Genomic DNA, 24,050 nt, shown 5'->3' on the forward strand with positions numbered 1-24,050 from the left:
GCTTCGGAATCAGTTTATGCAGCCGCCAGCATAAGGCGCTGAATTGTCAGCATATCTTCGCGAAATCGTGCCAGTTCATCCGCTTTCAGCCGCTCGTCGGGAATACGCAGCAGATAGGATGGATGCACCGTCACGAAGAGCGTTCGCCTCTCGTCGATCGCGATCGCTTTCCCCCTGACATCCTGCAGCCGCTGTTTCGTATCGGTCAGCGCCGCAAGCGCCGTCGCGCCCATGGCAACGACCAGCTTCGGCTTGATCAGCGCCATCTCCAGATCGAGCCACCAGCGGCAATGCTTCACCTCGCCCATATTGGGCTTCTGATGGATGCGACGCTTGCCACGCGGCTCATATTTGAAATGCTTGACGGCATTGGTGACGTAAAGCGATGAGCGGTCGATGCCCGCTTCAGTGATCACTTGATCGAGGAGCCTGCCGGCGGGACCGACGAAGGGGCGCCCTGATATATCCTCCTGGTCGCCCGGCTGCTCGCCGACGAACATCACCTCGGCATCGCGCGGCCCCTCCCCGAACACGGTTTGCGTCGCCTTCGCATGAAGCGGACAACGGGTGCAGGCGGCAGCTTCCGCGCGCAGCGCTTCCAGCGTGCCCGCCGGTGCTTCAGGTTCGGCGGGAAGGCTGCGTGCCGCCTGCTGAAGCCGGTCATGAAAAGGCAACGACTGGGTCGCCTCTCGTGCGGCCATGGCCCGCACCTTGCTCTCCGCCGATGCGATCAGCCCGGGGATGAGATCGGCTTCCGGCAGGTTCTTCCAGTATTTTTTCGGCATCTCCGCCTGCATCGCCTTCAGCTTCAACCGCGCCGGATTGAAAATGCTGGCGTAGTAGGTGCGCCAAAGTTCATCGGCAGCATCGGTGAGATTGGGTTTTTCGCACGGCTCGTCGCTCATCGTCAGCCGCTCGCCGTCCCAGGCGGCCGATCCCTTGGGCGTGACGATCAGCCAGTCCATGTCGGTGAAGCGCCGTTGGAAGAAGGGCGCTGTGCGCCTGACGATATGGTGATCCGGCTCGAACCAGGCGAGGAATTTTCGACGGTCAGCCGATACCGCACCAACCTCCTTGAAGCGGACGAAGGCCGTCATCTTGTGCGCGTCGCGTCGAACGTTTTTCGCCATCAGCCTGGCACGGGCGACGTCCTCGTCGGAAGCCACTTCAAGCAGTTGCCGGTCCAGTTGCAGCCGCCAGAGCAGACGGTAAAGCAGGAAAAAGCGCGCCGGGTCGGAATGGCAGAGAACTGTCTGCGCGAGCTCAATGAAGGCGGGCGGCACCGTCATCGGCTTGCGTGCCATGAAAGGCGCCGGCGGCATGGCGTCGCGTTGAAACGCAAGGTCCGCCTCCGCGCCTTTTTCGCGCCAATCGATCTCTTCCGGCAGGATGCCCGCAGCCGCAAAAGCGCGCGCGGCGTCACGCCATTCGGCAAGCTCCCCGCGTCCTGCAAGCACGACCCGGCGCATCACAGCAACGACAATTGTTCAGGTTGCGGTTCGAACATGGCGCGAAGGTCGGGGCGCTCGATCAATCGGCGCGGCGACCAGCCTTCCGCCGAGATGAAGGATTGGACCTTCTTGATCGAAATGCCGAGCCGCGAAAGATCGTCCAACCGCAACCGGCGAAAACGTCGGGCCGAAACGATCGCTTTGACCGTCTTGGTGCCGAGACCGGGCACGCGCAGCAACCGTTCACGCTCGGCTTTGTTGATATCGACGGGAAACTCGGCCCGGTTGGCGAGCGCCCAAGCAAGTTTGGGGTCGAGCGTGAGATCGAGCATGCCACCCGCCTGGTTCGCGGTGATCTCGTCGATGCCAAAACCGTAGAATCGGTAGAGCCAATCGGCCTGATAGAGCCGGTGCTCGCGCATCAGCGGCGGCTTGATCAGCGGCAGATTTTTCGACGAGTCCGGGATGGGGCTGAAGGCGGAATAATACACGCGCTTCAGGCCGTAGCTGCTGTAAAGCCGGCCGCTGGTCGCAAGGATCGTCGCATCGTTCGCCCCGTCAGCGCCGACGATCATCTGCGTACTCTGGCCGGCCGGCACGAAACGTTGACGCTTCTTGGTCCGCAGCGTCGGTTCGCTGGCGGCCTCGATCTTCAGCCTCAGATCTCCCATCGATCGCCGAATATTGGCAGGCTTCTTTTCCGGCGCGTAGCGGGTGATGCCGTTATCCGTCGGCAACTCGATGTTGAGCGACAGCCTGTCGGCATGAAGCCCCGCCTCCTCGATCAGACGCGGTGACGCCTCGGGGATCGATTTCAGATGGATATAGCCGCGGAAATTATGGGTCACACGCAGTTCGCGGACGATGCGGACCATCTCTTCCATCGTGTAATCGGACGAACGAATGATGCCGGAAGAAAGGAACAGGCCTTCGATATAGTTGCGGCGGTAGAATTCCAGCGTCAGCCAGATGACCTCTTCGGGCGTAAAGCGCGCCCGTTCGACATTGCTCGACGAGCGATTGACGCAATAGGCGCAGTCGTAGATGCAGAAATTGGTCAGCAGTATTTTCAGAAGCGAAATGCACCGCCCGTCCGGGGCATAGGCATGACAGATGCCGGATCCCTCGGTCGAACCGAGCCCGCCACTTGCCCGGGAATCACGTTTCACCGTGCCGCTGGAAGCGCAGGAAGCGTCATATTTCGCGGCATCGGATAGGATGGCCAAGCGTTCTGTGAGCGACTTCTTCATTAGTATGTTCACTATATGTTCTCTTATGCGAAGTCAATCGGGACGATCGGATTTCTGCCCATTCTCAAGGCGCACCACCTGATATCGGGGCGGGCGGCGTTTCTCTTATGCGAATTTTCTGGAAATCGGCCTTGGCGATCTGCTATAAGCGTCCGACTAAGATTGTGGCACGGTTCCGAAGCTCCCCTTCGGGACCTGTTTTCTTTTGTGTTCGCCGCTGATTGTGCGGATACGAGGATTGAAGGACAGAAAAATGGTTGAAAAGGTACCGATGACACCGGGCGGTTTCGTCAAGCTGCAGGAAGAGCTGCGCTGGCGCCAGCAGGAGGAGCGCCCCCGAATCATCGAGGCGATCGCCGAAGCCCGTGCTCATGGCGACCTTTCCGAAAACGCCGAATACCACGCCGCCAAGGAAGCCCAGAGCCACAATGAAGGCCGCATCAGCGAGCTGGAAGACCTGACGGCGCGCGCCGAGGTCATCGACCTCACCAAGATGTCGGGCGACAAGATCAAGTTCGGCGCCAAGGTGAAACTCATCGACGAGGACACCGAGGAAGAAAAGACCTACCAGATCGTCGGCGACCAGGAAGCCGACGTCAAGGCTGGCCGCATCTCCATCTCCTCGCCAATCGCCCGTGCGCTGATCGGCAAGGAAGTCGGCGATTCCATCGAGGTCAACGCGCCGGGCGGCTCCAAGGCCTACGAAATCCTCCAGGTTTCCTGGGGCTGATCGCCCGCGAGCCGCGAGACCCCTCCCTTGCCTGATATCCGTGACGTCGAGATCATTGCGCCCAATTTCAAGCGCCGGCTCTCCGGCGTCACGTCGACGATCGTCCAGCTCATCCCGTGCCAGATCCGGGTCGGCATCAAGATCGCGACACTCGGCCCCGGCCTGCCGGAGGATCTGCCGAAACTGAAGTGGCGGCAGCTCCTCGGCCTCTGGCGCCCGCCGGCGCGCCGGCGCCGGCGTGTCTGGCACGCTCGCCGCAACAATGAGATGGCCGTCGGCATCCTGCTTCGCCATCTCGCGCGCATGCCGCTGAAGCTTCTCTTCACCTCGGCCGCGCAACGCCGCCACACCGCCTATACGAAATGGCTGATCCGTCGCATGGACGCCGTCATCGCGACCAGCGACCGTTCCGGCTCGTTCCTCGAGGTGCCGCACACGGTCATCCAGCACGGCGTCGACCTTGCTCTGTTCCATCCGCCGGAAGCCGCAGAGGACGGCATCGCCGCCACCGGCCTGCCCGGCCGCCATCTGGTCGGCTGCTTCGGCCGTGTGCGCCATCAGAAAGGCACTGATCTTTTCGTCAGGGCTATGATCGAACTCCTGCCGCAGCATACTGAGTGGACGGCAGTCGTCTCCGGCCGCGTGACGGCGGAGCACGTGGCATTCGCAGACAAACTCAAGGCGGATGTCGCCGCCGCCGGACTGAGCGACCGCATCCTCTTTCTCGGCGAAGTGCCTGACATCAAGATCTGGTATCGCCGCCTGACGCTTTATGTCGCCCCCTCCCGCAACGAGGGCTTCGGCCTGACGCCGCTCGAAGCCATGGCCTCGCGAACCGCGGTGGTGGCATCGGATGCGGGCGCCTATGCCGAGCTCATCGTCACGGGCGAGACGGGTTCGGTCGTCGCCGCCGGCGATGGCGAGGCGCTGACGCGGGCAATCGCGCCCTATATCGCAGATCCCGCTCTGGCGATCGCGCATGGCGAGAATGCGCTGCGGCATGTCAGGGCGAATTTCGCGCTGGAGAAGGAAGCAAGTGCGATCGGCGCCGTTTATAACAGTCTTCTCGGCGACAATCGCAGCTGAAGCAGAAAAGAGAAACGGCCCGTTGGATGACGGGCCGCTACAGGACTTTTAAGGATAAGGGGATAGCGGCTGACTATTCGGCCGGCTGCAGCCCGGCAGCCGAAGTATCCTCTCCGGTCTGGCCGCCCAGTGCTGCGGCAAGCTGCGCCGTATCCAGCTCGTTTTCCCAACGTGCCACGACGATCGTCGCCACCGCATTGCCGACGAGGTTGGTCAGCGCCCGGCATTCCGACATGAAGCGGTCGATGCCGAGGATGAGCGCCATGCCAGCGACCGGCACGGATGGGACGACGGAGAGCGTTGCGGCAAGCGTGATGAAGCCGGCGCCGGTGATGCCTGCGGCACCCTTCGAGCTCAGCATCGCCACCAGCAGCAGCAGGATCTGGTCACCCCAGGAGAGATGGATGCCGGTTGCCTGAGCAATGAACAGCGCTGCCAGCGTCATGTAGATGTTGGTGCCGTCAAGATTGAAGGAATAGCCGGTCGGGATGACGAGGCCGACGACCGAGCGCTTGCAACCGGCCTTTTCCATCTTGTTCATCAGCCCCGGAAGTGCGGCTTCCGAAGACGAGGTGCCGAGGACCAGCAGCAGTTCTTCCTTGATGTAGCGCAGCAGCGCCACGATCGAGAATCCGTTGTAGCGGGCAACAGCACCGAGAACGATGAAGACGAAGAGCAGAGACGTGATGTAGAAAGTGCCGATTAGCATGGCAAGGTTGGCGATCGATCCGACGCCGTACTTGCCGATGGTGAATGCCATGGCGCCGAAGGCGCCGATCGGGGCAGCCTTCATGAGGATGGCGACGAGCTTGAACACGGGAGCCGTCAGGGAATTGAGGAAGTTGACGACCTGCTCGCCCTTTTCGCCGACCATGGCGAGCGCGATGCCGAAGAGCACCGAGAAGAACAGAACCTGCAGAATATCGCCATCGGCAAAGGCGCCGACAATCGTCGTCGGGATGATGTTGGTGAGGAAGCCGACGATGCTCTGCTCATGCGCCTTGGCGGCAAAGGTGGCGACGGCGGCCGGATCCAGCGAGGCCGGATCGATGTTCATGCCGGCGCCTGGCTGGACGACATTGGCGACGATCAGGCCGATGATGAGCGCCAATGTCGAGAAGGTCAGGAAGTACAGCATCGCCTTGCCGGCGACGCGGCCGACCTTCTGCAGGTCGCTCATGCCGGCAATGCCGGTCGCAACCGTCAGAAAGATCACCGGCGCAATGATCATCTTGACGAGCTTGATGAAGGCATCGCCGAGCGGCTTCAGCTGGGTGCCGAGTTCGGGATAGAAATGACCGAGAAGGATACCCGCAGCGATGGCCACGAGAACCTGAACGTAAAGATGGCTATAAAAGGGCTTCTTGCCCTTGCTGCCTGCGACTGCATCGAGTGGTGCTGCGATCATGATGTCCTCCTAGTGGCTCGTCCGGAACGAACTCCGGCCTCCCGAGCCGTTCGCTTCAAGTCCAACAGCTCAGCCGTTGTTGCCACCTCCTTCGCAATCGCCGTGCCAGTTTTAAGTCGCCAACCAACCGATTGAATTTATTAATGAAAAATTTACGAGACTGCTGACAACTAACTAAGCAATGCGGAAATCCGCACAAATCCATTTGCGTTTCGTGCAGAAAAATGCACAAATCCGCCATGTCCGTGTCGCAGAAATTGTGGCCTTCCCTGCCCCTGCAACACCGCATCCGCCGGATGTGGTGGACCTATGCCGCGCTCGCCTTCCTCGCCGTCGTCGCAAGCCTTTGGACCAGCGGCGAGATCGGCCAGCACCGGGCGGAGGCTGCCCTCGAGGAGCGGGCCCGCATGGATGTGACGCTGAATGCGGCGTTGCTGCGCACGGTCCTCGAAAAATACCGGGCGCTTCCCTTCGTGCTGTCGCAGGACACCGCGCTCGCCGCGGCGCTGGTGGGAAACGATGCCGGCACGTTCGAGCGGCTCAGTCAGAAGCTGGAAATGCTGGCGGCGGGCACGAAGGCCGCCGTCATCTATGTCATCGACAAGGACGGCATGGCGGTTTCGGCCAGCAACTGGCGCGAGCCGACGAGCTTCGTCGGCAATGACTACCGCTTCCGGGAGTATTTTCAGGGGGCGGTCGAACGAGGACAGGCCGAGCACTTCGCGCTCGGCACGGTCAGCAAGAAACCGGGTCTTTATATCTCGCAGCGGATTTCGGGCAGCAATGGCTTGCTGGGTGTCGTTGTGGTCAAGGTCGAATTCGACGACGTCGAGGCGGATTGGAACGCCTCCGGCACCCCGTCCTACGTCGTTGACGAGCGTGGCATTGTCCTCATCACCAGTCTTCCATCATGGCGGTTCATGACGATCGGCCGGATCGCCGAAGACCGGCTGACAGCGATCCGCGAAAGCCTCCAATTCGGCGCTGCGCCACTTCAACCCCTGCCCCTCGACATGGTCCGAAACCTCGGCGAAGGGCTCGATGTCGTCGAGATCGTCATGCCCGGCGATGCCGGGAAAACCAGGTTTCTCGATGTCGCAACGTCGGTGCCGGCGACCGGATGGCATTTGCAGCATCTGGTGGCGTTGGGGCCGTCCGTCGATGCGGGGATTCGCGAAGCCCGCATGCTGGCATTGCTCATACTCTTGCCACTGCTGGCCGGAGCAGCCTTCCTCTTGCGCCGCCGCCATACGATCGCCCTGCGGATCTCGAGCGAACAGCAAGCACGAGAGGAACTGGAACGGCGGGTAGTCGAGCGGACGCTGGATCTCAGCCAGGCGCGGGACCGGCTGCAGGCTGAAATCATCGGCCACAAGAGCACGGAGCAAAAGCTGCAGGCGGTGCAGCAGGATCTGGTGCAGGCCAATCGGCTGGCCATCCTGGGCCAGGTAGCCGCCGGCGTCGCTCATGAGATCAACCAGCCGGTGGCGACCATCCGTGCCTATGCGGATAACGCCCGCACCTTCCTCGATCGCGGCCAGACTGCGCCTGCCGGCGAAAATCTCGAAAGCATCGCGGCGCTGACGGAGCGCATAGGTTCGATCACCGAGGAGCTGAAGACCTTTGCCCGTAAGGGCCGCGGCAGCGCCGAACCAACAGGATTGAAAGACGTCATCGAGGGCGCGGTGATGCTGTTGCGCAGCCGGTTTGCCGGCCGCATGGATACGCTCGACATCGACCTGCCGCCCGAAGAACTGCAGGTGATGGGAAACCGGATTCGTCTCGAGCAAGTGCTCATCAACCTGCTTCAGAACGCCCTGGAGGCGGTGGCGCCGAAGGCCGGAGAGGGTCGCGTCGAGATCAGAACATCAACTGACGCGGGGATGGTAACGGTGACAGTCGCCGACAACGGCCCCGGCATTCCCCCGGAAATCCGTAAAGGCTTGTTCACGCCGTTCAATACCTCGAAGGAAAGCGGTCTCGGCCTTGGCCTCGTCATCTCCAAGGATATCGTCGGCGACTACGGCGGCCGGATGGAGGTTGCAAGCGACAGCGGTGGTACCCGGTTCATCGTTCAGCTGAGGAAGGCTTGAGGTCATGGACACACTGATGCCCGTTGCGCTGATCGACGACGACAAGGATCTGCGCCGTGCCACCGCGCAGACGCTCGAACTCGCCGGATTTTCCGTTTCCGCCTATGGCAGTGCGAAAGCCGCGCTGGCGGACCTGCCGGCGGACTTTGCCGGCCCCGTCGTCACCGATATCCGCATGCCCGAGATCGACGGACTGCAACTCTTCGCCACGCTGCAAGGGATGGATGTCGACCTGCCGGTGATCCTGATGACCGGCCACGGCGATATTCCCATGGCCGTTCAGGCGATCCAGGACGGCGCCTATGATTTCATCGCCAAGCCCTTCGCAGCCGATCGGCTCGTGCAGAGCGTGCGCCGCGCAAGCGAGAAACGGCGGCTTGTTCTGGAGAACCGCATGCTGCGGAAAGCAGCCGAAGATGCGCAGGAGAATTTGCCGCTGATCGGCCAGACACCTGTGATGGAAAACCTCAGAAACATTCTTCGCCACATCGCCGATACCGATGTGGACGTACTCGTCGCCGGCGAAACGGGCAGCGGCAAGGAAGTGGTTGCCCAGATCCTGCATCAATGGAGCCACCGCCGGAAAGGCAATTTCGTGGCGCTAAACTGTGGCGCCCTGCCCGAAACCGTCATCGAAAGCGAACTGTTCGGCCACGAGGCCGGCGCCTTTACCGGCGCCCAGAAGCGCCGCACGGGCCGCATCGAACATGCAAGCGGCGGCACGCTGTTCCTCGACGAGATCGAAAGCATGCCGGCCGCCACGCAGGTCAAGATGCTGAGGGTGCTGGAGATGCGCGAAATCACGCCGCTCGGCACCAATGAGGTGCGCCCCGTCAATCTTCGCGTCGTCGCGGCTGCCAAGATCGACCTCGGGGATCCCGCGGTTCGCGGCGATTTTCGCGAGGATCTCTATTACAGGCTGAATGTCGTGACGATCTCCATTCCGCCGCTGAGAGAACGGCGGGACGATATTCCGCTGCTGTTTTCCCACTTCGCCGCTCGCGCCGCGGAGCGCTTCCGTCGCGATGTCCCGCCGCTTTCACCTGATGTACGGCGACATCTGGCCTCGCACACATGGCCAGGCAATGTCCGCGAGCTCTCGCACTATGCCGAACGCGTGGTGCTTGGCGTGGAAGGCGGCGGAGCGGCAGCGGTCCCTCCTCAGCCGACGGGTGCGACGCTCCCCGAACGGCTGGAACGCTACGAGGCGGAGATCATCCGCGACACGCTGTCGGCCAATGACGGCGACGTGCGCCGCACCATCGAGGCGCTCGGCATTCCGAGAAAGACGTTTTATGACAAACTTCAGCGCCACGGCATCAACCGGGGCGGCTATAGCTCGCGCAAGTAATCCGCGACGACGATTAACCTGCCAAGGTCGTTTTAGACTTCGACCAGTCCCAGCTTCTTCACCTGCCGGATCGTCAGCATGGTGCGCACGGTATCGACATGTTCGTTCGCCGTCAGCACCTCGATGACGAAATCCTGAAAGCGGGTGAGGTTCTCCGCCACGCAATGCAGCAGGAAATCGCTGTCGCCCGAGACCATCCAGGCCTGGCGCACCAGCGGCCATTCGGCGGTGGCAGCGGCGAAGGCCTTGAGATTGCCTTCCGACTGGTGCTTGAGGCCGACCATGCAGAAAGCGACGAGGTCGAAGCCGAGCTTCGGGCTGTTCAGCATCGCGTGGTAGCCCTCGATGATGCCGGCTTCCTCGAGCTTGCGCACACGGCGCAGGCAAGGCGGCGCCGAGATGCCGACGCGATCGGCGAGCTCCACATTGGTCATGCGGCCATCGGCCTGCAGTTCCCGGAGGATCTTTATATCGATGACGTCGAGTTCCGCACGCCCCACATCATTGCCTTTCTTTAATTCTCCGCGGGGAGCTTCTATATAAAGCCGCGGAATACGCAAGAAAGTTTCACGCCGATGACGGATTCTTGCACATCTGGGCGATTTGCCTTGTTGGTAACGCAAGGCTGCCCTTGAATAAAAGCATTGGACGTTCATAAATGGCGCATGGACCGCGAAACGGCCGCAATCGCCACTTAGCCGCCGCCCTCCTGCCAGTCGAAAGGAAATGACATGCCCGCCCGCCACACCAAGGTGCTCATCATCGGTTCCGGACCCGCAGGCTATACTGCCGCGGTCTATGCCGCGCGCGCCATGCTGAAACCGGTTTTGATCGCCGGTCTCGAACAGGGCGGACAGCTGATGATCACCACTGATGTCGAGAACTATCCGGGCTTTGCCGATCCGATCCAGGGTCCCTGGCTGATGGAACAAATGCTGCAGCAGGCAAAACATGTCGGCGCCGAAATCGTCAACGACCTCGTGACCGAAGTCGACATGAATCAGCGTCCGTTCGTCGCCCGCACCGACAGCGGCCAGGTCTGGACCGCCGATACGCTGATCATTGCCACCGGTGCCAAGGCCAAATGGCTCGGCATCGAGAGCGAGCAGCATTTCCAGGGCTTCGGCGTTTCGGCTTGCGCCACGTGCGACGGTTTCTTCTATCGCAACAAGGACGTGATCGTGGTTGGCGGCGGCAACAGCGCCGTCGAGGAGGCGCTCTATCTCTCCAACATCGCCAAGTCGGTTACATTAGTGCACCGGCGCGACTTCTTCCGAGCCGAGAAGATCCTGCAGGAACGCCTGTTCTCCAAGGAGAATGTCAAGGTGCTGTGGAATACCGAAGTGGCCGAAATAACAGGCACACCGGCCAAGCCGCCAATGCCGCAATCCGTATCCGGCGCGCGCCTGCGTGACGTCAGAACCGGCACGATCACCGACATGGTGATCGATGGCGTCTTCGTCGCGATCGGCCATGCGCCGGCAACCGAACTCTTCAAGGACAAGCTGAAGCTGAAGGACAATGGCTATCTCTGGACCGCGCCGGATTCGACCGCGACCAGCCTGGACGGGGTCTATGCCGCGGGCGACGTGACGGATGATACGTTCCGCCAGGCGATCACTGCCGCCGGCCTGGGGTGCATGGCTGCACTTGAAGCCGAGCGATATCTGACGGGCCACATGCCCGTCGCCGTGGCCGCGGAGTAAGATCGGCATGAGGGGTGGGGGAATGCCATTGGATTGGGACAAGCTGCGTATTTTTCACGCAGCTGCCGAGGCGGGTTCGTTCACGCATGCGGCGGATAAACTGCATCTGTCCCAATCCGCCATCAGTCGCCAGGTCAGCGCGCTGGAGCAGGATGTCGGCACCAAGCTGTTTCACCGCCATGCACGCGGCCTGATTCTGACGGAACAGGGCGAACTGCTTTACCGCACCGCCCATGACGTGCTGCTGAAGCTCGAAACCGTGAAGATGCAGCTCACCGAGACGACCGAGACGCCATCCGGCAAGCTGCGCGTCACGACGACGGTCGGTCTCGGCCAGGGCTGGCTGACCGACAAGATCCAGGAGTTCCTGCAGCTTTATCCCGATGTGCAGATCCAGCTGATCCTCGACAACGAGGAAGTGGATGTGAACATGCGTCATGCCGACTGCGCGATCCGCCTGCGCCAGCCGCAGCAATCCGACCTCATCCAGCGCAAGCTCTTCACCGTGCACATGCACGTCTATGCGGCCCCGTCCTACATCAACCGCCACGGCGAGCCGCAGAAGGTCGAGGATCTCGACAATCACCGCATCATCACCTTCGGTGAGCCGGCGCCGAGTTACCTGCTCGACGTCAATTGGCTTGAGGTCGCCGGCCGCTCCTCCGACAACAAGCGCATCCCGCATCTGCAGATCAACAGCCAGACCTCGATCAAGCGCGCCGCCCTGCTCGGAATCGGCGTCGCCTGCCTGCCGGATTACATCGTCGGTCGCGACCCCGGCCTGATTCAGCTGGCGATCAATGCCGACGTCCCCTCCTTCGACACCTATTTCTGCTATCCAGACGAGATCAAGAACGCCGCCAAGCTGAAAGCCTTCCGCGATTTTATCGTCAGCAAGGCCAGAAACTGGAACTTTTGAGCCCGGTTTTATTGATGAATCGTCGACTATGCAGAACGTGCATGACTGGCATGCACAAATGAGGGTTGCCGTTTGCCCAATAAACCACCATATCGCACATAGCTGATGCACATGGTGGCTTTTCCTCCCAGTTCCACCGCATTAGCTGTTCCCCTCTGGAGGTTTTTGACCTTCACACTTATAAGGGCCCTGGTTTTCCAGTGGCCCTCTTTTTTTGCCCTTACTTCCTCGATAAATGCCGCACCGCAAAAAAATTGTGCGGCGCATAGCAGACATGCACAAAAAAGCATTGAAAGCTGCTCAAGGAAGCACCATATCTCTCTCAGCTGATGCATCTTGTGGTTTCTCTCCCAGTACCACCGCATTAGCTGTTCCCCTCTGGAGGTTTTTGACCTTCACAATTACAAGGGCCCTGGTTTTCCGGTGGCCCTCTTTTTTTGCCCAAAATTTGCGCACTCACTAAAAACCACGGCCTCACGCCTCCGTGATTTGCATATCGAAGCCTGACGATCAATATATCGATTAAACACGATTTATAGTTCGGCGAATGACGATGGACAAAGACGAAATTATCAAGGCACTCGCCCATCCCACCCGGATGGACATTCTGAGCTGGCTGAAAAACCCCGAGGAACATTTCCCCTCGCAGGAGCATCCTTTCGAAATGGGCGTCTGCGCCAGCCAGTTCGAGCGCTGCGGCCTGTCGCAGTCGACGGTCTCGGCCCATCTCGGCACGCTGCATCGCGCCGGCCTCGTCACCACCAAACGCGTCGGCCAGTGGATCTTTTACAAGCGCAACGAAGAAACGATCGCCGCCTTCCTCAAGCAACTGACGCAGGATCTTTAGAATGCCCCTCGCCCTCCTCGTTCTCGCCTTGAGCTCGTTTGCGATAGGCACCACCGAATTCGTCATCATGGGTCTGTTGCCGGAGGTGGCTGCCGATCTCTCGGTCAGCATCCCGCAGGCCGGGTGGCTGGTCACCGGTTATGCCCTGGCGGTCGCGATCGGCGCCCCTGTGATGGCCATTTCGACTGCGAAGCTGAAGCGCCGTACCGCCCTGATTGCGCTGATGGCATTCTTCATCGCCGGCAACCTGCTTTGCGCTCTGGCGAGCGATTATTGGGTGCTGATGATCGCCCGAGTCGTGACGGCACTCTGCCATGGCGCCTTCTTCGGCATCGGCTCGGTGGTTGCCGCCGGCCTCGTCGCCGAGGATCGCAAGGCCCGCGCCGTCGCGCTGATGTTCACCGGGCTGACGCTCGCCAATGTTCTTGGCGTGCCGCTCGGCACCGCGATCGGCCAGGCCTATGGCTGGCGCGCCACCTTCGGCGTCGTCACCGTCATCGGTATCGTCACCATATCAGGCCTGATCGCCATCCTGCCCAGGGATAAGCAGCAAGAGAACGGCAGCATCCTGCGTGAGATCGCAGCCCTCAGGAATGGCCGCCTGTGGCTGGCACTCTCCACCACCGTCTTCTTCGCCGCCTCTATGTTCGCTCTCTTCACCTATATTGCGCCGCTGCTGCGCGACGTCACCGGCGTTTCGCCGGAAGGCGTCACCTGGACGCTGTTTCTGATCGGCCTCGGACTGACCATCGGCAACCTCGTCGGCGGCAAGCTTGCCGACTGGCGGCTCGGCGCGACGCTTGCCGGCGTCTTCGCCGCGATCGCCATCACCTCGATCGCCTTCAGCTATACGAGCCGCTTCTTCATCCCGGCTGAAATCACCCTCTTCCTCTGGGCGATGGCAAGCTTTGCCGCCGTGCCGGCGCTTCAGGTCGGCGTCGTCGGCTTCGGCAAAGACGCTCCGAATCTCGTCTCGACGATCAACATCGGCGCCTTCAACACCGGCAATGCGCTCGGCGCTTGGGTGGGCGGCTTGGTCATCGACGCCGGCTTCGATCTCACCCGCGTTCCGCTCGCCGCAGCCCTGATGGCCCTGACCGGCCTCGGCGCCACGGCACTCACCTATCTCTCCGCCAGGGGCCGGGCCGCCCTCGCCCCTGCCGAGTGATCCACCCGCAAAAGAAAGGACCATCATGGCCAAGCTTTTCGAACCCACGAAAGTCGGCGACATATCAGTCAAGAACCGCATCGTCATGGCGCCACTCACCCGCAACCGATCGCCGGGCGCAATCCCCAACGACCTCAACGTCGAATATTACCGCCAGCGCGCCACATCAGGCCTGATCATCACCGAAGCAACCGCGATCACCCATCAGGGCCAGGGTTATGCCAACGTGCCTGGTCTCTACAGCAAAGAGGCTCTCGACGGCTGGAAGCGCGTCACCGACGCGGTCCATGCATCAGGCGGCAAGATCGTCGTCCAGATGTGGCATGTCGGCCGCATCTCGCACACGACATTGCAGCCGAACGACGGCAAGCCGGTTTCATCGACCAATCGTGTCGCCAAGGCCAAGACCTATCTGGTCAATACCGACGGCACCGGCAGCTTTGCCGACACCTCCGAACCGCGCGCGCTCGAAACCGCCGAAATCCCTGGCATCATCGAGGATTACCGCAAGGCTGCCCGGGCGGCGATCGACGCCGGCTTTGACGGTGTCGAGATCCACGGCGCCAACGGCTACCTGCTCGACCAGTTCATCCGCGACGGCGTCAATGACCGTACTGATGCATATGGCGGCTCGATCGAAAACCGCACCCGTCTGACCTTCGAAGTCGTCGATGCCGTGGTGAAGGAAATTGGCGCCGGTCGCACGGCGATCCGCATCTCGCCAGTGACGCCGTCCGGCGAAAGCTACGATTCCAATCCGCAGGCGACCTTCACCCATGTCGTCGAGGGACTGGCCAAATACGACCTTGCCTATATCCATGTCATCGAAGGCCAGACCGGCGGCGACCGCGACTACAAGCAGGGCGACAATCCCGCCTTCGATTACAAGGCACTGCGCCAGACTTATGAAAGGGCCGGCGGCAAAGCCGACTGGATGGTCAACAATGGCTACGATCGCGATCTGGCGATCGACGTCGTCGAAAGCGGCCGCGCCGATCTCGTCGCCTTCGGCAAGCCTTTCATTGCCAATCCCGATCTCGTCGAGCGCCTGGTACACAATCTGCCGCTCAACACGCCCGACCAGTCGACCTTCTATGGCGGCACCGGCAAGGGCTATATTGACTATCCCGTTCTCGAAAAAGTCGCCTGAACCTTTCACACACGAATGGGAATCCCGCCGAAAGGCGGGATTCCCATTTTCACGACCTCTCGGTAAGTTGCACCATGTTTAGTCCCCATCTTGATCGCTGGTCGCTGATATCAGACGGTGAACCCATCATCACCCATTCCAGCCGCCTGCTGCCGGTCCGCTGGCAGGGCAGGCCAGCCATGCTGAAAGTGGCGGCCGATATCGACGAACGTTATGGCGCGCTATTGATGCAATGGTGGGACGGCGACGGCGCAGCCTATGTCTACGCCCATGAGGGCGACGCCGTGCTGCTGGAAAGGGCGACGGGAAAACGCTCATTGCTTGCCATGGCGATGAACGGCGAGGACGACGAGGCAAGCCGCATCCTCTGCCGGACAGCGGCACGGCTGCATGCGCCGCGCGAAAAACCGCTTCCCGATCCCATACCCCTCACCCGCTGGTTCCGCGATCTGGAGCCGGCAGCAGGCAAGCATGGCGGCACGCTTACCGATTGCTCGGCGATCGCCAACACCCTCCTTGCCGATCAGCGTGAAGTCACCATCCTCCACGGCGACATCCACCACGACAATATCCTCGATTTCGAGGCACGCGGCTGGCTGGCAATCGATCCGAAGCGGCTCCATGGCGAACGTGGCTTCGATTTCGCCAATATCTTCGCCAACGAGGAACTGCCAACGATCACCGATCCCGCCCGTTTCCGCCGCCAGCTCGCCATCGTCTCAGCAGAGGCGAAACTGGAGCCGAAGCGGCTGCTGCGATGGATCGCCGCCTATTCCGGTCTTTCCGCCGCCTGGTTCCTCGGCGATCCGAATATTCAGCAGGCAGAGACAGCCCTGACGGTCGCCCGGATCGCGCTGGCCGAACTCGAGAGCTAACCCGCGTTCTGCGACGGGTGCCCGATAAGGGCGGCCGCGGCTTGACGGTGCGGTTCGGGCAGGCAGCCAAGCGCCACGAGCGAAGCCCTGACCGCCTCGTCGATCGGCGTCTGCGGCTCCTTGCCGAGTTCGGCCGTAAGCCTGGTATTCCGCATCCGCACCGGCACCTTCCAGAGATAGCGCATCTCCTTGATCTCCCGCATCACGGGAACGAAAGGAGCGGTCAGCGGCACGATCCACCAAGGGAAGTTGCCGATCTTCGCCCTACCGCCGACGACGCGCTTGATCGCTTCGGCCATCTGCATGCCGTCCGCATCCCAGAAGCCCTCCATGTGATAGACGGCGAAAGGCGGCAGTCGATCGGCCCGCTCGACGAGTTGGGCAATGGTTTCTGCCATGTCGGGCAGGTAGGCCCATTGATGGCCGATGCCGCGCCGTGCCGGGTTCCTGATCGTGCCGACCGGCTTGCCTGGGGTCACGAGGCCGGACGAAAACCAGCTATTGGCCGTCGTGCCTGGACCGAAGAAATCCCCTCCCCTGACGATGATGGCGCCGGCGCCGGACTGCGACGCCGCCTTCATCCGCTTCTCCATTTCGACGCGGATCGCCCCCTTCTTCGTCACCGGATTCTGTGGGCTTTCTTCCGTCGGCGCCGGCAGGGCATCGGGACCAAAATTATAGACGTTGCCCGGCAGCACGACGCGCACGCCGACTACGCGAGCAGCGGCGATGGTATTGTCGAGCATCGGCAGCACCAGCGTTTCCCAGTCGCGATAACCGGGCGGATTGACAGCATGGACGATCAGGCCGACGCCTTCAGCCGCCCTCAGGACGTCGCCGGCATTCATCGCATCGCCCTGCACCCATTCGAAAGCCGGCTCGTTCCTCGACGCTTTGGCGGCGTCACGGTTCAGCGCCCGGATGCGCCAGCCGCGCGCAAGCAGCTTGCGGGCAACCGCGCCGCCGATACCGCCTGTGGCGCCGAGAATGAGGGCCGTCGTCTTCATTTTGCTGCTCATGACAATCATCTCCTTCGATCGGATGAGAGGATCATGCCCCCAGAAGGGAATAAACGAAATTGACGAAATAAATGCATCTGCTATACAAAAATATATGAGCGTCGAACCAAGCTGGGATTTCTACCGCAGTTTCCTGACCGTGCTCCAGCAAGGGTCGCTGTCAGCCGCCGCCCGCGAACTGGGGCTGACTCAACCGACCATAGGCCGCCATGTCGACGCCCTGGAACTGGCGATCGGCGCCGAACTCTTCACCCGCTCACCGAACGGCCTGCTGCCGACCGACGCCGCACTGGCGCTCAAGCCCTATGCCGAAACGCTGGCGGCAACCACCGCCGCCCTTTTGCGCACAGCATCCGGCCAGCGCGATTGCGTGACGGGAACGATCAGGGTCAGCGCCAGCGAGGTCATCGCCGTCGAAGTACTGCCTGCGATTCTCGGACCGCTGCAGGAGACTTATCCGGAACTTCAAATCGAGCTCTCGGCTTCCGATACGATCGAGGACCTAGTGAACCGCGAAGCCGATATTGCCGTGCGCATGGCCGAACCGCAGCAGGACGCACTCGTCGTGCGCCGAATCGGCGATATCCCGCTCGGCTTTCACGCCCATCGCCGCTATCTCGAACGATACGGCATTCCGCAGACCCTGGCTGACCTCGCAAACCACCGGCTCATCGGCTTCGACCGGCAGACGGCCTATGTCCGCATGGTGATGAAACGTTATGCGGTGCCTGGCATCGAGTTCTCCTTCCGCTCCGACAGTAACCTTGCCCAACTTTCGGCGATCCGTGCAGGCGTTGGCATCGGCATCTGCCAGACAGGGCTCGCGCGTGAAAATCCAGACCTTGTTCACATCCTGCCTGATGCCTTCAGCATTCCGCTCGGCACGTGGGTGGCGATGCATGAGAGCCTGAAGTCTTCGCCGCGCTGCCGCGCTACCTTTGATGCATTGGTCAAGGGACTTCAGGACTATCACCGATATTCGACCAGCGCATAATCGCGAAAATCAGAATCGATTTTCGCAAAGAATCATGCGCAAATTTCGAAGCGATAGAGCCTCCTTAACGCGTCGAGCACCACAGCGGGATGAAAATGATAGCGCACAGCCCGGTTGAACTCGTGCCTCACGATCCGCAATGGCCGCAAGCCTTCCAGCGCATCCGCGACAGGCTGCTGGCCTTGCTGCCGCAGGCGCTCTCCATCGATCACATCGGCAGCACGTCCATACCGGGCATGACAGCCAAGCCGCTTATCGATATCGACATCGTTCTTCCCGACCTCGGGCATATCGAGGGCGCCACACGCGTGCTCCTGGTAGAAGGCTACGAGCCACGCGGCAACCGCTATGACGACGAGGTCTGGGCTTTTCTATCGAGAGGTTCAGTGCCGGCGGAACGGGTCTACCTTTGCCCTTCCGGCAACGGCACGCATCGAAACAGGCTGGCTTTCCGGGATTATCTCATCGCGCATCCGCAAGCGGCGGCCGATTATGCCGCGCTCAAACGCAGGCTGGCAGCCGAATTCAGGATGGACGGCGACCGCTACACTGCGCATAAGCTCGAATTCGTCGATGCGATCGTCGCGCGGGCATTGACGGGCGATGCTTAGCTTCAAATGCCTTGCGAGGCCTCGGCCGTACGGTCCTTCCACAGGCCGTCCACCACTTCGGTTTCCGGCCGGTCGCCGCCCTCGGCATATTCCTCATGCCATTTGCCGTTCTCGTCCTGCCAACTGATCTCGGCGGAATCGCCGCCGACCTGCTGTTCGGCCGCGACGATGCGCGCAGCTTCGAGCGCCTCGGCATGGGTCGGGAATGCCTCGGAATAGACACCTCCCAGCCTGTAGGCCCAGCCGCCGTCATGTGGCACGACTTCGTAGACCACCTTGATCATGCATCCGTCTCCTCATCTTCTTGTTGCGCATTCGCAGGCTTCCGGACAGGATCCGGATCATCGCGGCCGCTTGACGAGAATTCGAGGACGCCGCGATCTGCTTTCCGGCCCCGATGACGTTCAGTATTCCATTAAACGCCGAAGACTGCAAATGGCACTCGACCGGAGCTCGCTTGATAGGCGAAATCAGCGACTTAGATAAAATGCGTGAATCTGGACAGGAGCTGAGGCTTGAGGATCGCGTCACGCTTTAAAGAAGAAAAGTTTCTGGTCGCCGCACTTGTCGTTGCAGGGATCGCTTATCTCTTGGAACACGCCGTGATCGGGATGGGGCGCGGCGTCGCGCTGATCGCAGCCGTCGTCCTGGTCGGCACCATCGTGCTCGCCTCGATCCGCGTCGCCCATCATGCCGAACTGCTCGCCGTCAAGGTCGGTGATCCCTATGGCACGATGATCCTGACGCTCTCGGCTGTTGCCGTCGAAGTCATCATCCTCGCCATCATGATGGGCGGCGAGAGTTCGCCGACGCTGGTGCGCGACACGATCTACTCGGCCCTGATGCTCGATATCAACGGCATTCTCGGCCTTGCCGCCCTGCTCGGCGGCCTCAAGCACGGCGAACAGCCCTATAACGACAATTCCGGCAAGACCTACGGCGTGATGATCCTCACCGCCATGGGCATCTCGATGATCGTGCCGGAATTCGTGCCGAGCGACAAATGGCACTATTATTCCGCCTTCACCATCGTCGCGATGATCGCGCTCTACGGCCTCTTCCTGCGCATGCAGGTTGGCCAGCACAGCTATTTCTTCAGCTACAGCTACCCGCGCTCCGAACGGAAGAAAGAAAGTCCGGACGAGCATAGCGCCGACGAGTCGACCACAATCTCGATCGCCACCATTCTCGTCGGCGTCGTCATCATCGGCCTGCTGGCGGAGTTCATGGCGACCTTCATGACCGAAGGCCTGCGCGACAGCGGCGCGCCGATCGCCGTGACCGCCGTCGTCGTCGCAGCGATTTCGGCGGCCCCCGAGATCCTGACCGCATTAAGGGCGGCACTCAGGAACCGCATGCAGGCGACGGTCAACATCGCCATGGGCGCCTCGCTGTCGACGGTCATCCTGACGGTGCCCGTCATGGAGGCGATCGCGCTCTATACCGGCCAGCCCTTCATCATGGCGATGACCCCGGTGCAGACGGTGATGGTGGCGATCACGCTGATTGCCGCCGCGATCAACCTCAACGACGGCGAGACCAACGCCATCGAGGGCATGACGCATTTCATCCTCTTCGCCACCTTCGTCATGCTGACGGCGCTGGGACTTTGAGGGCTTCCCTTCTCCCCGACAGGGGAATGGAGAGCAGTCATCCGCGCGCGGAACGTTAGCTCAAAGAGCAACTTTCTGGACAGCCTCGCCTTTGGGGAGGGCTTTCGACAGTCATTCCTTCGACTTTTCGAGGAAACGCTGCTTGCGGGTTTTCGGCTTGAAGCGCCGGAAGAAACCCTCGATGGCACGGATCGATTTGGTGACGGACATCAGCCTGTCGATCTGGCCGTTCGCATTGTGGAGCCGTTCCGACAAAACTTCAGCCGCGGTCATCGCGATCTCGATCGGCGGCACCTGTGGGAAGCGTTTGGCGAGTGCCGCATAGGGGCCGGCGTCCACGCCGCCCATCATCGAGATCGTGCCCATCCTGGCAAAGAGACGCAGGAAGATCTGCTCGAACGTCCAGTCGTGCACGTCGAAGACCTTCCACTTCTCGCTCCTCTTGGCCGAAAAGCCGGCAAGCAGGATCTTGCCCGGCAGTTGCAACTCGGCGAGCCAAAGAGCCATCGCAAAGCCGCTCGTCGCGATTTTTCCTGTCGGATAGAGGTCGCCGAGCATTTGCGTCAGATCGAGATGGCGGGTTCTCGCGCCCTTGAAGCCGCTCGCGTCACTGAAGTTCTCCTCCGGGGAGACGCGAATGTTGACGACGCCCAGAAAATCGTCGCCGGCAAAGAAACGCAGGACATCCACCACCTCGCGCCGGTGAACGATATTGGCGCCCATCACGCCGCTGCGGGCAACCAGCACCGCATGGCCGGCGAAGGGTTCGTCGAGCACCTTATAAACATTGTTGAAGAAAACGTAGAGCGCCGTCTCCGGCAATTCGCTTCGCAGCCGTCCGAAATCAACTGCTTCGCTGTTTGCCACCAGCACGACGTGGGAATAGGGTGACAGCAACGCCTTCCACGCCTCCGGCATCAGGACGTTGAAGCCGCCATCTGCGGCGGCGGCACTCTGCGTATCACTGGGGATTGCTTCCATACCGGCTCACATGCACTTTCCAAGGACGATGCGCTCTGCCCGCCTTACTAGCTGTTGCTGAAATAGGCGCGCGTTCGTGCCAGCCGCGTCAGCCCGCCGATGCGCTTTCCCAAATGCGAGAAGAAACCCGCAACTCGACCCGCCATTGACGGCTGCCTGCAGAAAGAGGCCCACGGTGTATTGCTGAGATCCTCGATATAGTGCTTGGCCATCCGCCGGTGCACCCAGGGCACGGTGGCCTGCCACGGCTTTTTCCGGCCGGTGAAATGAAGGATCGCCGGCCGGCCGACGAAGGGCAGCAGGCCCGTCTGCGTGTTCCAGCGCGGACCGAGCACCAGCCAGTCGCCGTCGAAGGTAACATTCAGCGCATCCTGGTCGTTATTCTCGAAAAGATGCGACCGCTCCTCGAAGATCTCCCGTGTCCTGGCAAAAAGCTGCCTCTCGCGGCAGGCCGACCAGTCGAACAGCAGCACGCCGGCATTGAAATAGCGGCCGCCCTCGCGCATGCCGATCTTCCGCTGCCGCGCACCGGCCTTTTCAGGAAAGGCCATGACATAATCGTCGACCGCAGCCAGCGCTTTGCCTTGAAAATTTCTCGTGAAGAGTTCGTCGACAGGCGAAACCGCCAGCACATCGGCGTCGAGATAGAGCAGGCGCTCGATATGATCGGGTATATGCAGATCCATGTAGAGTCGCGCCAATGTCGCGCCCGACCAGCGGCCCCGCGCCTGCAGCGCCGTATCCGGCGTATTGTAGGACAGCACCCTGATCGCCATATCATGCAGCCGCGCGAAATTTCCCACCTCGGCGATCTCGTTCGGCTTGAGGTCGATGCCGAGAAGCAGGAACTCCACGGCAGAGCCTGAGAGATTGCGCTTGACGGAAAGCAGGGTGCAGCAGGCGGCAGGCAGCATGTTGACATCCGAACAGACGATCACGGCACTCTGCTGCAAAATCCCGGCCTCCCGAAGCGGCGCTTAAACTTGATGCCGGATATCTAGTTGGTTTGATGCCAACCCGCAACCGCAGATCACCCGCCGGACCGTCACTCTGCCGTCACGTTTTGAATCGGATTTCAACGACTTGAGAGGCAAAGCGGAATCAACTCCGCAGCATGTTGAATCGGGATGTGAGCGATAATCGCAGCGCCAGCCCAACGTCGCCGCAAACAAAAAGGCCGGCCGTCGCCGGCAGGCCTTCGATCGGTGTTTTTGAAAATCCGCTTACTTGCAGGCGCCGCAGAAGCGCTGGATGCGGCGGCAGGCTTCCTCGAGCTGCTCTTCCGAGGTCGCATAGGAGATACGGAAGTTCGGGCCGAGGCCGAAGGCCGAACCGTGAACAACGGCGACGCCTTCCGATTCCAGAAGTTCGGAGACGAAATCCTCGTCCGTCTCGATAACCTTGCCGGAGGGTGCGGTCTTACCAATCAGACCCTTGCACGAGGGATAGACATAGAAGGCACCTTCCGGCACCGGGCAGACAATACCCTTGGCCTGATTCAGCATCGAAACGACGAGATCGCGGCGGCCTTCGAAGATCTTCTTGTTCTCGGGGATGAAGTCCTGTGTGCCGTTCAGCGCTTCGACAGCCGCCCACTGGGCGATCGACGTCGCACCCGAGGTCTGCTGACCCTGGATCATGTCCATGGCCTTGATGAGCTGGATTGGGCCGGCCGCATAGCCGATACGCCAGCCGGTCATCGCATAGGCCTTGGAGACGCCGTTCATCGTCAGCGTGCGGTCGTAAAGCTGAGGCTCGACTTCCACAGGCGTAACGAACTTGAAGTCGCCATAGGTCAGGTGCTCGTACATGTCGTCGGTCAGCACCCAGACCTGCGGATTCTTCATCAGCACATCCGTCAGCGCCTTCAGCTCGTCATGCGTATAGGCGGCCCCCGTCGGGTTGGACGGCGAGTTGAAGATGAACCACTTGGTCTTCGGCGTGATCGCCTTTTCGAGATCGGCCGCCTGAAGCTTGAAGTTATGCTCCTGGGTGGCAGAAACGAAAACCGGCGTGCCGCCGCACAGTGCCACCATCTCAGGATAGGAAACCCAGTAAGGCGCCGGGATGACGACTTCGTCGCCGGGGTTCAGCGTTGCCATGAAGGCGTTGAAAAGGATCTGCTTGCCGCCGGTGCCGACGATCGTCTGCTCCCAGGAATAGTCGAGGCCGTTCTCGCGCTTGAACTTGGCGGCGATCGCCTTGCGCAATTCCGGGATACCGGAAACCGGCGTGTACTTCGTTTCGCCGCGGTTGATCGCGTCGATGGCCGCCTTCTTGATATTATCGGGCGTATCGAAATCCGGCTCACCGGCGCCGAGGCCAATGACGTCACGTCCTTTTGCTTTCAGCTCGCGCGCTTTCTGGGAGACGGCGATGGTGGCTGAAGGCTTCACACGGGAAAGAGCATCGGCAAGGAAAGCCATGATAACGGTCCTAATGGTTGAAACGGGCAGAAAGCCGGGACCGGAGTTCTGCGGTTAGCTCTATGTCCAATGTATGGCGGCATTTCAAGCGGAAAGGCGTCATGGTGGCATGATTCTTATTGATCGGTTCGCCGCACCATCAGCCCGGCATGCCGCGCCCTTGGGAGAGGCTTGCGTCACCTGGTCGAAACGCCATGCGCAGATCTTGAATCAATCTCTGAAGTCATCCGGATTTATCCCCTGAAATCAGTGGCATCGCCGAATTTGGCCATCGCCACGAATAAGCCGCAACAAATGCCGCGCCGCGCCGCAATTCGGTCGCGAGCGCGCCGAGATCGAAGCCGCATCATCCGGCATCCGAAATTGGTTATT

General features: G+C 61.1%; 22 protein-coding genes. 13 read left to right on the forward strand and 9 right to left on the reverse strand.

Going from position 1 to position 24,050, the window contains the following annotated elements:
- Positions 1–14: 14 nt before the first annotated feature.
- Together ACD590_RS15415 and ACD590_RS15420 are read right to left on the reverse strand one after the other, a co-directional pair.
- Positions 15–1,469, reverse strand: coding sequence for a UdgX family uracil-DNA binding protein (locus tag ACD590_RS15415; protein WP_439003003.1), 1,455 nt, complete (start codon positions 1,467–1,469; stop codon positions 15–17).
- Positions 1,469–2,701, reverse strand: a complete 1,233-nt coding sequence (locus tag ACD590_RS15420) for a putative DNA modification/repair radical SAM protein (RefSeq protein ID WP_439003547.1) — start codon at positions 2,699–2,701, stop codon at positions 1,469–1,471. The genes ACD590_RS15415 and ACD590_RS15420 overlap by 1 nt, the downstream gene beginning before the upstream one ends.
- 253 nt (positions 2,702–2,954) lie before the next feature.
- Between ACD590_RS15420 and greA the strand changes: the two genes are divergently transcribed.
- Positions 2,955–3,431 carry a transcription elongation factor GreA gene (greA, locus tag ACD590_RS15425; RefSeq protein WP_003541639.1) on the forward strand — a complete coding sequence of 159 codons (477 nt, stop codon included), beginning with the start codon at positions 2,955–2,957 and terminating at the stop codon, positions 3,429–3,431.
- Positions 3,432–3,458: 27 nt separating this feature from the next.
- Positions 3,459–4,517 carry a glycosyltransferase family 4 protein gene (locus ACD590_RS15430; protein ID WP_047618492.1) on the forward strand — a complete coding sequence of 353 codons (1,059 nt, stop codon included), beginning with the start codon at positions 3,459–3,461 and terminating at the stop codon, positions 4,515–4,517.
- Positions 4,518–4,590: 73 nt separating this feature from the next.
- On the opposite strand, the gene ACD590_RS15435 is transcribed toward ACD590_RS15430, so the two are convergent.
- On the reverse strand, positions 4,591–5,925 hold the full coding sequence (locus ACD590_RS15435; RefSeq protein ID WP_064651908.1) for a dicarboxylate/amino acid:cation symporter: 1,335 nt from the start codon (positions 5,923–5,925) through the stop codon (positions 4,591–4,593).
- A gap of 224 nt (positions 5,926–6,149) precedes the next feature.
- Between ACD590_RS15435 and ACD590_RS15440 the strand changes: the two genes are divergently transcribed.
- Both ACD590_RS15440 and ACD590_RS15445 read left to right on the forward strand, forming a co-directional pair.
- Entirely contained in the window at positions 6,150–8,018 is a 1,869-nt protein-coding gene (locus ACD590_RS15440; RefSeq protein ID WP_439003004.1) for an ATP-binding protein, read from the forward strand.
- Between the two features lie 4 nt (positions 8,019–8,022).
- Positions 8,023–9,369: a sigma-54-dependent transcriptional regulator gene (locus ACD590_RS15445; protein WP_047618498.1), complete on the forward strand. Its 1,347-nt coding sequence runs from the start codon at positions 8,023–8,025 to the stop codon at positions 9,367–9,369.
- Positions 9,370–9,401: 32 nt separating this feature from the next.
- Here ACD590_RS15445 and ACD590_RS15450 read toward each other — a convergent pair whose 3' ends face one another.
- Positions 9,402–9,869 (reverse strand): Lrp/AsnC family transcriptional regulator, encoded by a 468-nt coding sequence (locus ACD590_RS15450; protein ID WP_003541645.1) that lies wholly within the window; start codon positions 9,867–9,869, stop codon positions 9,402–9,404.
- Between the two features lie 231 nt (positions 9,870–10,100).
- Between ACD590_RS15450 and trxB the strand changes: the two genes are divergently transcribed.
- The 6 genes from trxB to ACD590_RS15480 all read left to right on the forward strand — a co-directional run bounded on the left by trxB (position 10,101) and on the right by ACD590_RS15480 (position 16,034).
- Positions 10,101–11,075, forward strand: a complete 975-nt coding sequence (gene trxB / locus ACD590_RS15455) for a thioredoxin-disulfide reductase (RefSeq protein ID WP_018243001.1) — start codon at positions 10,101–10,103, stop codon at positions 11,073–11,075.
- 22 nt (positions 11,076–11,097) lie between these two features.
- Positions 11,098–11,994: a LysR family transcriptional regulator VtlR gene (locus tag ACD590_RS15460; protein ID WP_018446649.1), complete on the forward strand. Its 897-nt coding sequence runs from the start codon at positions 11,098–11,100 to the stop codon at positions 11,992–11,994.
- 553 nt (positions 11,995–12,547) lie between these two features.
- Positions 12,548–12,841 (forward strand): ArsR/SmtB family transcription factor, encoded by a 294-nt coding sequence (locus ACD590_RS15465; protein ID WP_018243002.1) that lies wholly within the window; start codon positions 12,548–12,550, stop codon positions 12,839–12,841.
- A gap of 1 nt (position 12,842) precedes the next feature.
- Positions 12,843–14,009: an MFS transporter gene (locus ACD590_RS15470; RefSeq protein WP_018243003.1), complete on the forward strand. Its 1,167-nt coding sequence runs from the start codon at positions 12,843–12,845 to the stop codon at positions 14,007–14,009.
- Between the two features lie 25 nt (positions 14,010–14,034).
- Entirely contained in the window at positions 14,035–15,159 is a 1,125-nt protein-coding gene (locus ACD590_RS15475; protein ID WP_439003005.1) for an alkene reductase, read from the forward strand.
- 74 nt (positions 15,160–15,233) lie between these two features.
- Positions 15,234–16,034 (forward strand): aminoglycoside phosphotransferase family protein, encoded by an 801-nt coding sequence (locus tag ACD590_RS15480; RefSeq protein WP_018243005.1) that lies wholly within the window; start codon positions 15,234–15,236, stop codon positions 16,032–16,034.
- On the opposite strand, the gene ACD590_RS15485 is transcribed toward ACD590_RS15480, so the two are convergent.
- A complete protein-coding gene (locus ACD590_RS15485) occupies positions 16,031–17,053 on the reverse strand; it encodes an NAD(P)H-binding protein (protein WP_018243006.1) in 1,023 nt (340 codons plus the stop codon). The two genes, ACD590_RS15480 and ACD590_RS15485, sit on opposite strands and share 4 nt — an antisense overlap.
- 94 nt (positions 17,054–17,147) lie before the next feature.
- Here ACD590_RS15485 and ACD590_RS15490 point away from each other — a divergent pair, with 94 nt between their 5' ends.
- Together ACD590_RS15490 and ACD590_RS15495 are read left to right on the forward strand one after the other, a co-directional pair.
- A complete protein-coding gene (locus ACD590_RS15490) occupies positions 17,148–18,047 on the forward strand; it encodes a LysR family transcriptional regulator (RefSeq protein ID WP_439003006.1) in 900 nt (299 codons plus the stop codon).
- 95 nt (positions 18,048–18,142) lie between these two features.
- Positions 18,143–18,658, forward strand: a complete 516-nt coding sequence (locus tag ACD590_RS15495) for a GrpB family protein (protein ID WP_439003007.1) — start codon at positions 18,143–18,145, stop codon at positions 18,656–18,658.
- Positions 18,659–18,660: 2 nt separating this feature from the next.
- Here ACD590_RS15495 and ACD590_RS15500 read toward each other — a convergent pair whose 3' ends face one another.
- Positions 18,661–18,942: a DUF2188 domain-containing protein gene (locus ACD590_RS15500; RefSeq protein WP_017965291.1), complete on the reverse strand. Its 282-nt coding sequence runs from the start codon at positions 18,940–18,942 to the stop codon at positions 18,661–18,663.
- Between the two features lie 231 nt (positions 18,943–19,173).
- Between ACD590_RS15500 and ACD590_RS15505 the strand changes: the two genes are divergently transcribed.
- The gene (locus ACD590_RS15505) at positions 19,174–20,271 is read left to right on the forward strand and encodes a calcium:proton antiporter (protein WP_018243009.1); all 1,098 of its coding nucleotides are present in this window, start codon (positions 19,174–19,176) and stop codon (positions 20,269–20,271) included.
- Between the two features lie 111 nt (positions 20,272–20,382).
- On the opposite strand, the gene ACD590_RS15510 is transcribed toward ACD590_RS15505, so the two are convergent.
- The 3 genes from ACD590_RS15510 to ACD590_RS15520 form a co-directional block, all read right to left on the reverse strand.
- Positions 20,383–21,252 (reverse strand): 3-deoxy-manno-octulosonate cytidylyltransferase, encoded by an 870-nt coding sequence (locus tag ACD590_RS15510; protein ID WP_427147866.1) that lies wholly within the window; start codon positions 21,250–21,252, stop codon positions 20,383–20,385.
- A gap of 47 nt (positions 21,253–21,299) precedes the next feature.
- Positions 21,300–22,205, reverse strand: coding sequence for a glycosyltransferase family 8 protein (locus ACD590_RS15515; RefSeq protein WP_427147867.1), 906 nt, complete (start codon positions 22,203–22,205; stop codon positions 21,300–21,302).
- Positions 22,206–22,475: 270 nt separating this feature from the next.
- Positions 22,476–23,678 (reverse strand): pyridoxal phosphate-dependent aminotransferase, encoded by a 1,203-nt coding sequence (locus ACD590_RS15520; protein WP_018243012.1) that lies wholly within the window; start codon positions 23,676–23,678, stop codon positions 22,476–22,478.
- Between the last annotated feature and the right edge of the window lie 372 nt (positions 23,679–24,050).

It is taken from the genome of Rhizobium sp. 862_C5_N1_2 (genome assembly GCF_051811205.1).
GTDB classification, from domain to species: Bacteria; Pseudomonadota; Alphaproteobacteria; order Rhizobiales; family Rhizobiaceae; genus Rhizobium; species Rhizobium leguminosarum.

Bases quoted from the DNA above. Each gene is read 5' to 3' on its own strand.
- ACD590_RS15485 (WP_018243006.1), bottom strand. From the start codon at position 17,053: ATGAGCAGCAAAATGAAGACGACGGCCCTCATTCTCGGCGCCACAGGC.
- ACD590_RS15435 (WP_064651908.1), bottom strand. From the start codon at position 5,925: ATGATCGCAGCACCACTCGATGCAGTCGCAGGCAGCAAGGGCAAGAAG.
- ACD590_RS15490 (WP_439003006.1), top strand. From the start codon at position 17,148: ATGAGCGTCGAACCAAGCTGGGATTTCTACCGCAGTTTCCTGACCGTG.
- ACD590_RS15420 (WP_439003547.1), bottom strand. From the start codon at position 2,701: ATGAAGAAGTCGCTCACAGAACGCTTGGCCATCCTATCCGATGCCGCG.
- greA (WP_003541639.1), top strand. From the start codon at position 2,955: ATGGTTGAAAAGGTACCGATGACACCGGGCGGTTTCGTCAAGCTGCAG.
- ACD590_RS15495 (WP_439003007.1), top strand. From the start codon at position 18,143: ATGATAGCGCACAGCCCGGTTGAACTCGTGCCTCACGATCCGCAATGG.
- ACD590_RS15460 (WP_018446649.1), top strand. From the start codon at position 11,098: ATGCCATTGGATTGGGACAAGCTGCGTATTTTTCACGCAGCTGCCGAG.
- ACD590_RS15445 (WP_047618498.1), top strand. From the start codon at position 8,023: ATGGACACACTGATGCCCGTTGCGCTGATCGACGACGACAAGGATCTG.
- ACD590_RS15520 (WP_018243012.1), bottom strand. From the start codon at position 23,678: ATGGCTTTCCTTGCCGATGCTCTTTCCCGTGTGAAGCCTTCAGCCACC.
- ACD590_RS15470 (WP_018243003.1), top strand. From the start codon at position 12,843: ATGCCCCTCGCCCTCCTCGTTCTCGCCTTGAGCTCGTTTGCGATAGGC.
- ACD590_RS15440 (WP_439003004.1), top strand. From the start codon at position 6,150: ATGCACAAATCCGCCATGTCCGTGTCGCAGAAATTGTGGCCTTCCCTG.
- ACD590_RS15475 (WP_439003005.1), top strand. From the start codon at position 14,035: ATGGCCAAGCTTTTCGAACCCACGAAAGTCGGCGACATATCAGTCAAG.
- ACD590_RS15415 (WP_439003003.1), bottom strand. From the start codon at position 1,469: ATGCGCCGGGTCGTGCTTGCAGGACGCGGGGAGCTTGCCGAATGGCGT.
- ACD590_RS15465 (WP_018243002.1), top strand. From the start codon at position 12,548: ATGGACAAAGACGAAATTATCAAGGCACTCGCCCATCCCACCCGGATG.
- ACD590_RS15500 (WP_017965291.1), bottom strand. From the start codon at position 18,942: ATGATCAAGGTGGTCTACGAAGTCGTGCCACATGACGGCGGCTGGGCC.
- trxB (WP_018243001.1), top strand. From the start codon at position 10,101: ATGCCCGCCCGCCACACCAAGGTGCTCATCATCGGTTCCGGACCCGCA.
- ACD590_RS15510 (WP_427147866.1), bottom strand. From the start codon at position 21,252: ATGGAAGCAATCCCCAGTGATACGCAGAGTGCCGCCGCCGCAGATGGC.
- ACD590_RS15480 (WP_018243005.1), top strand. From the start codon at position 15,234: ATGTTTAGTCCCCATCTTGATCGCTGGTCGCTGATATCAGACGGTGAA.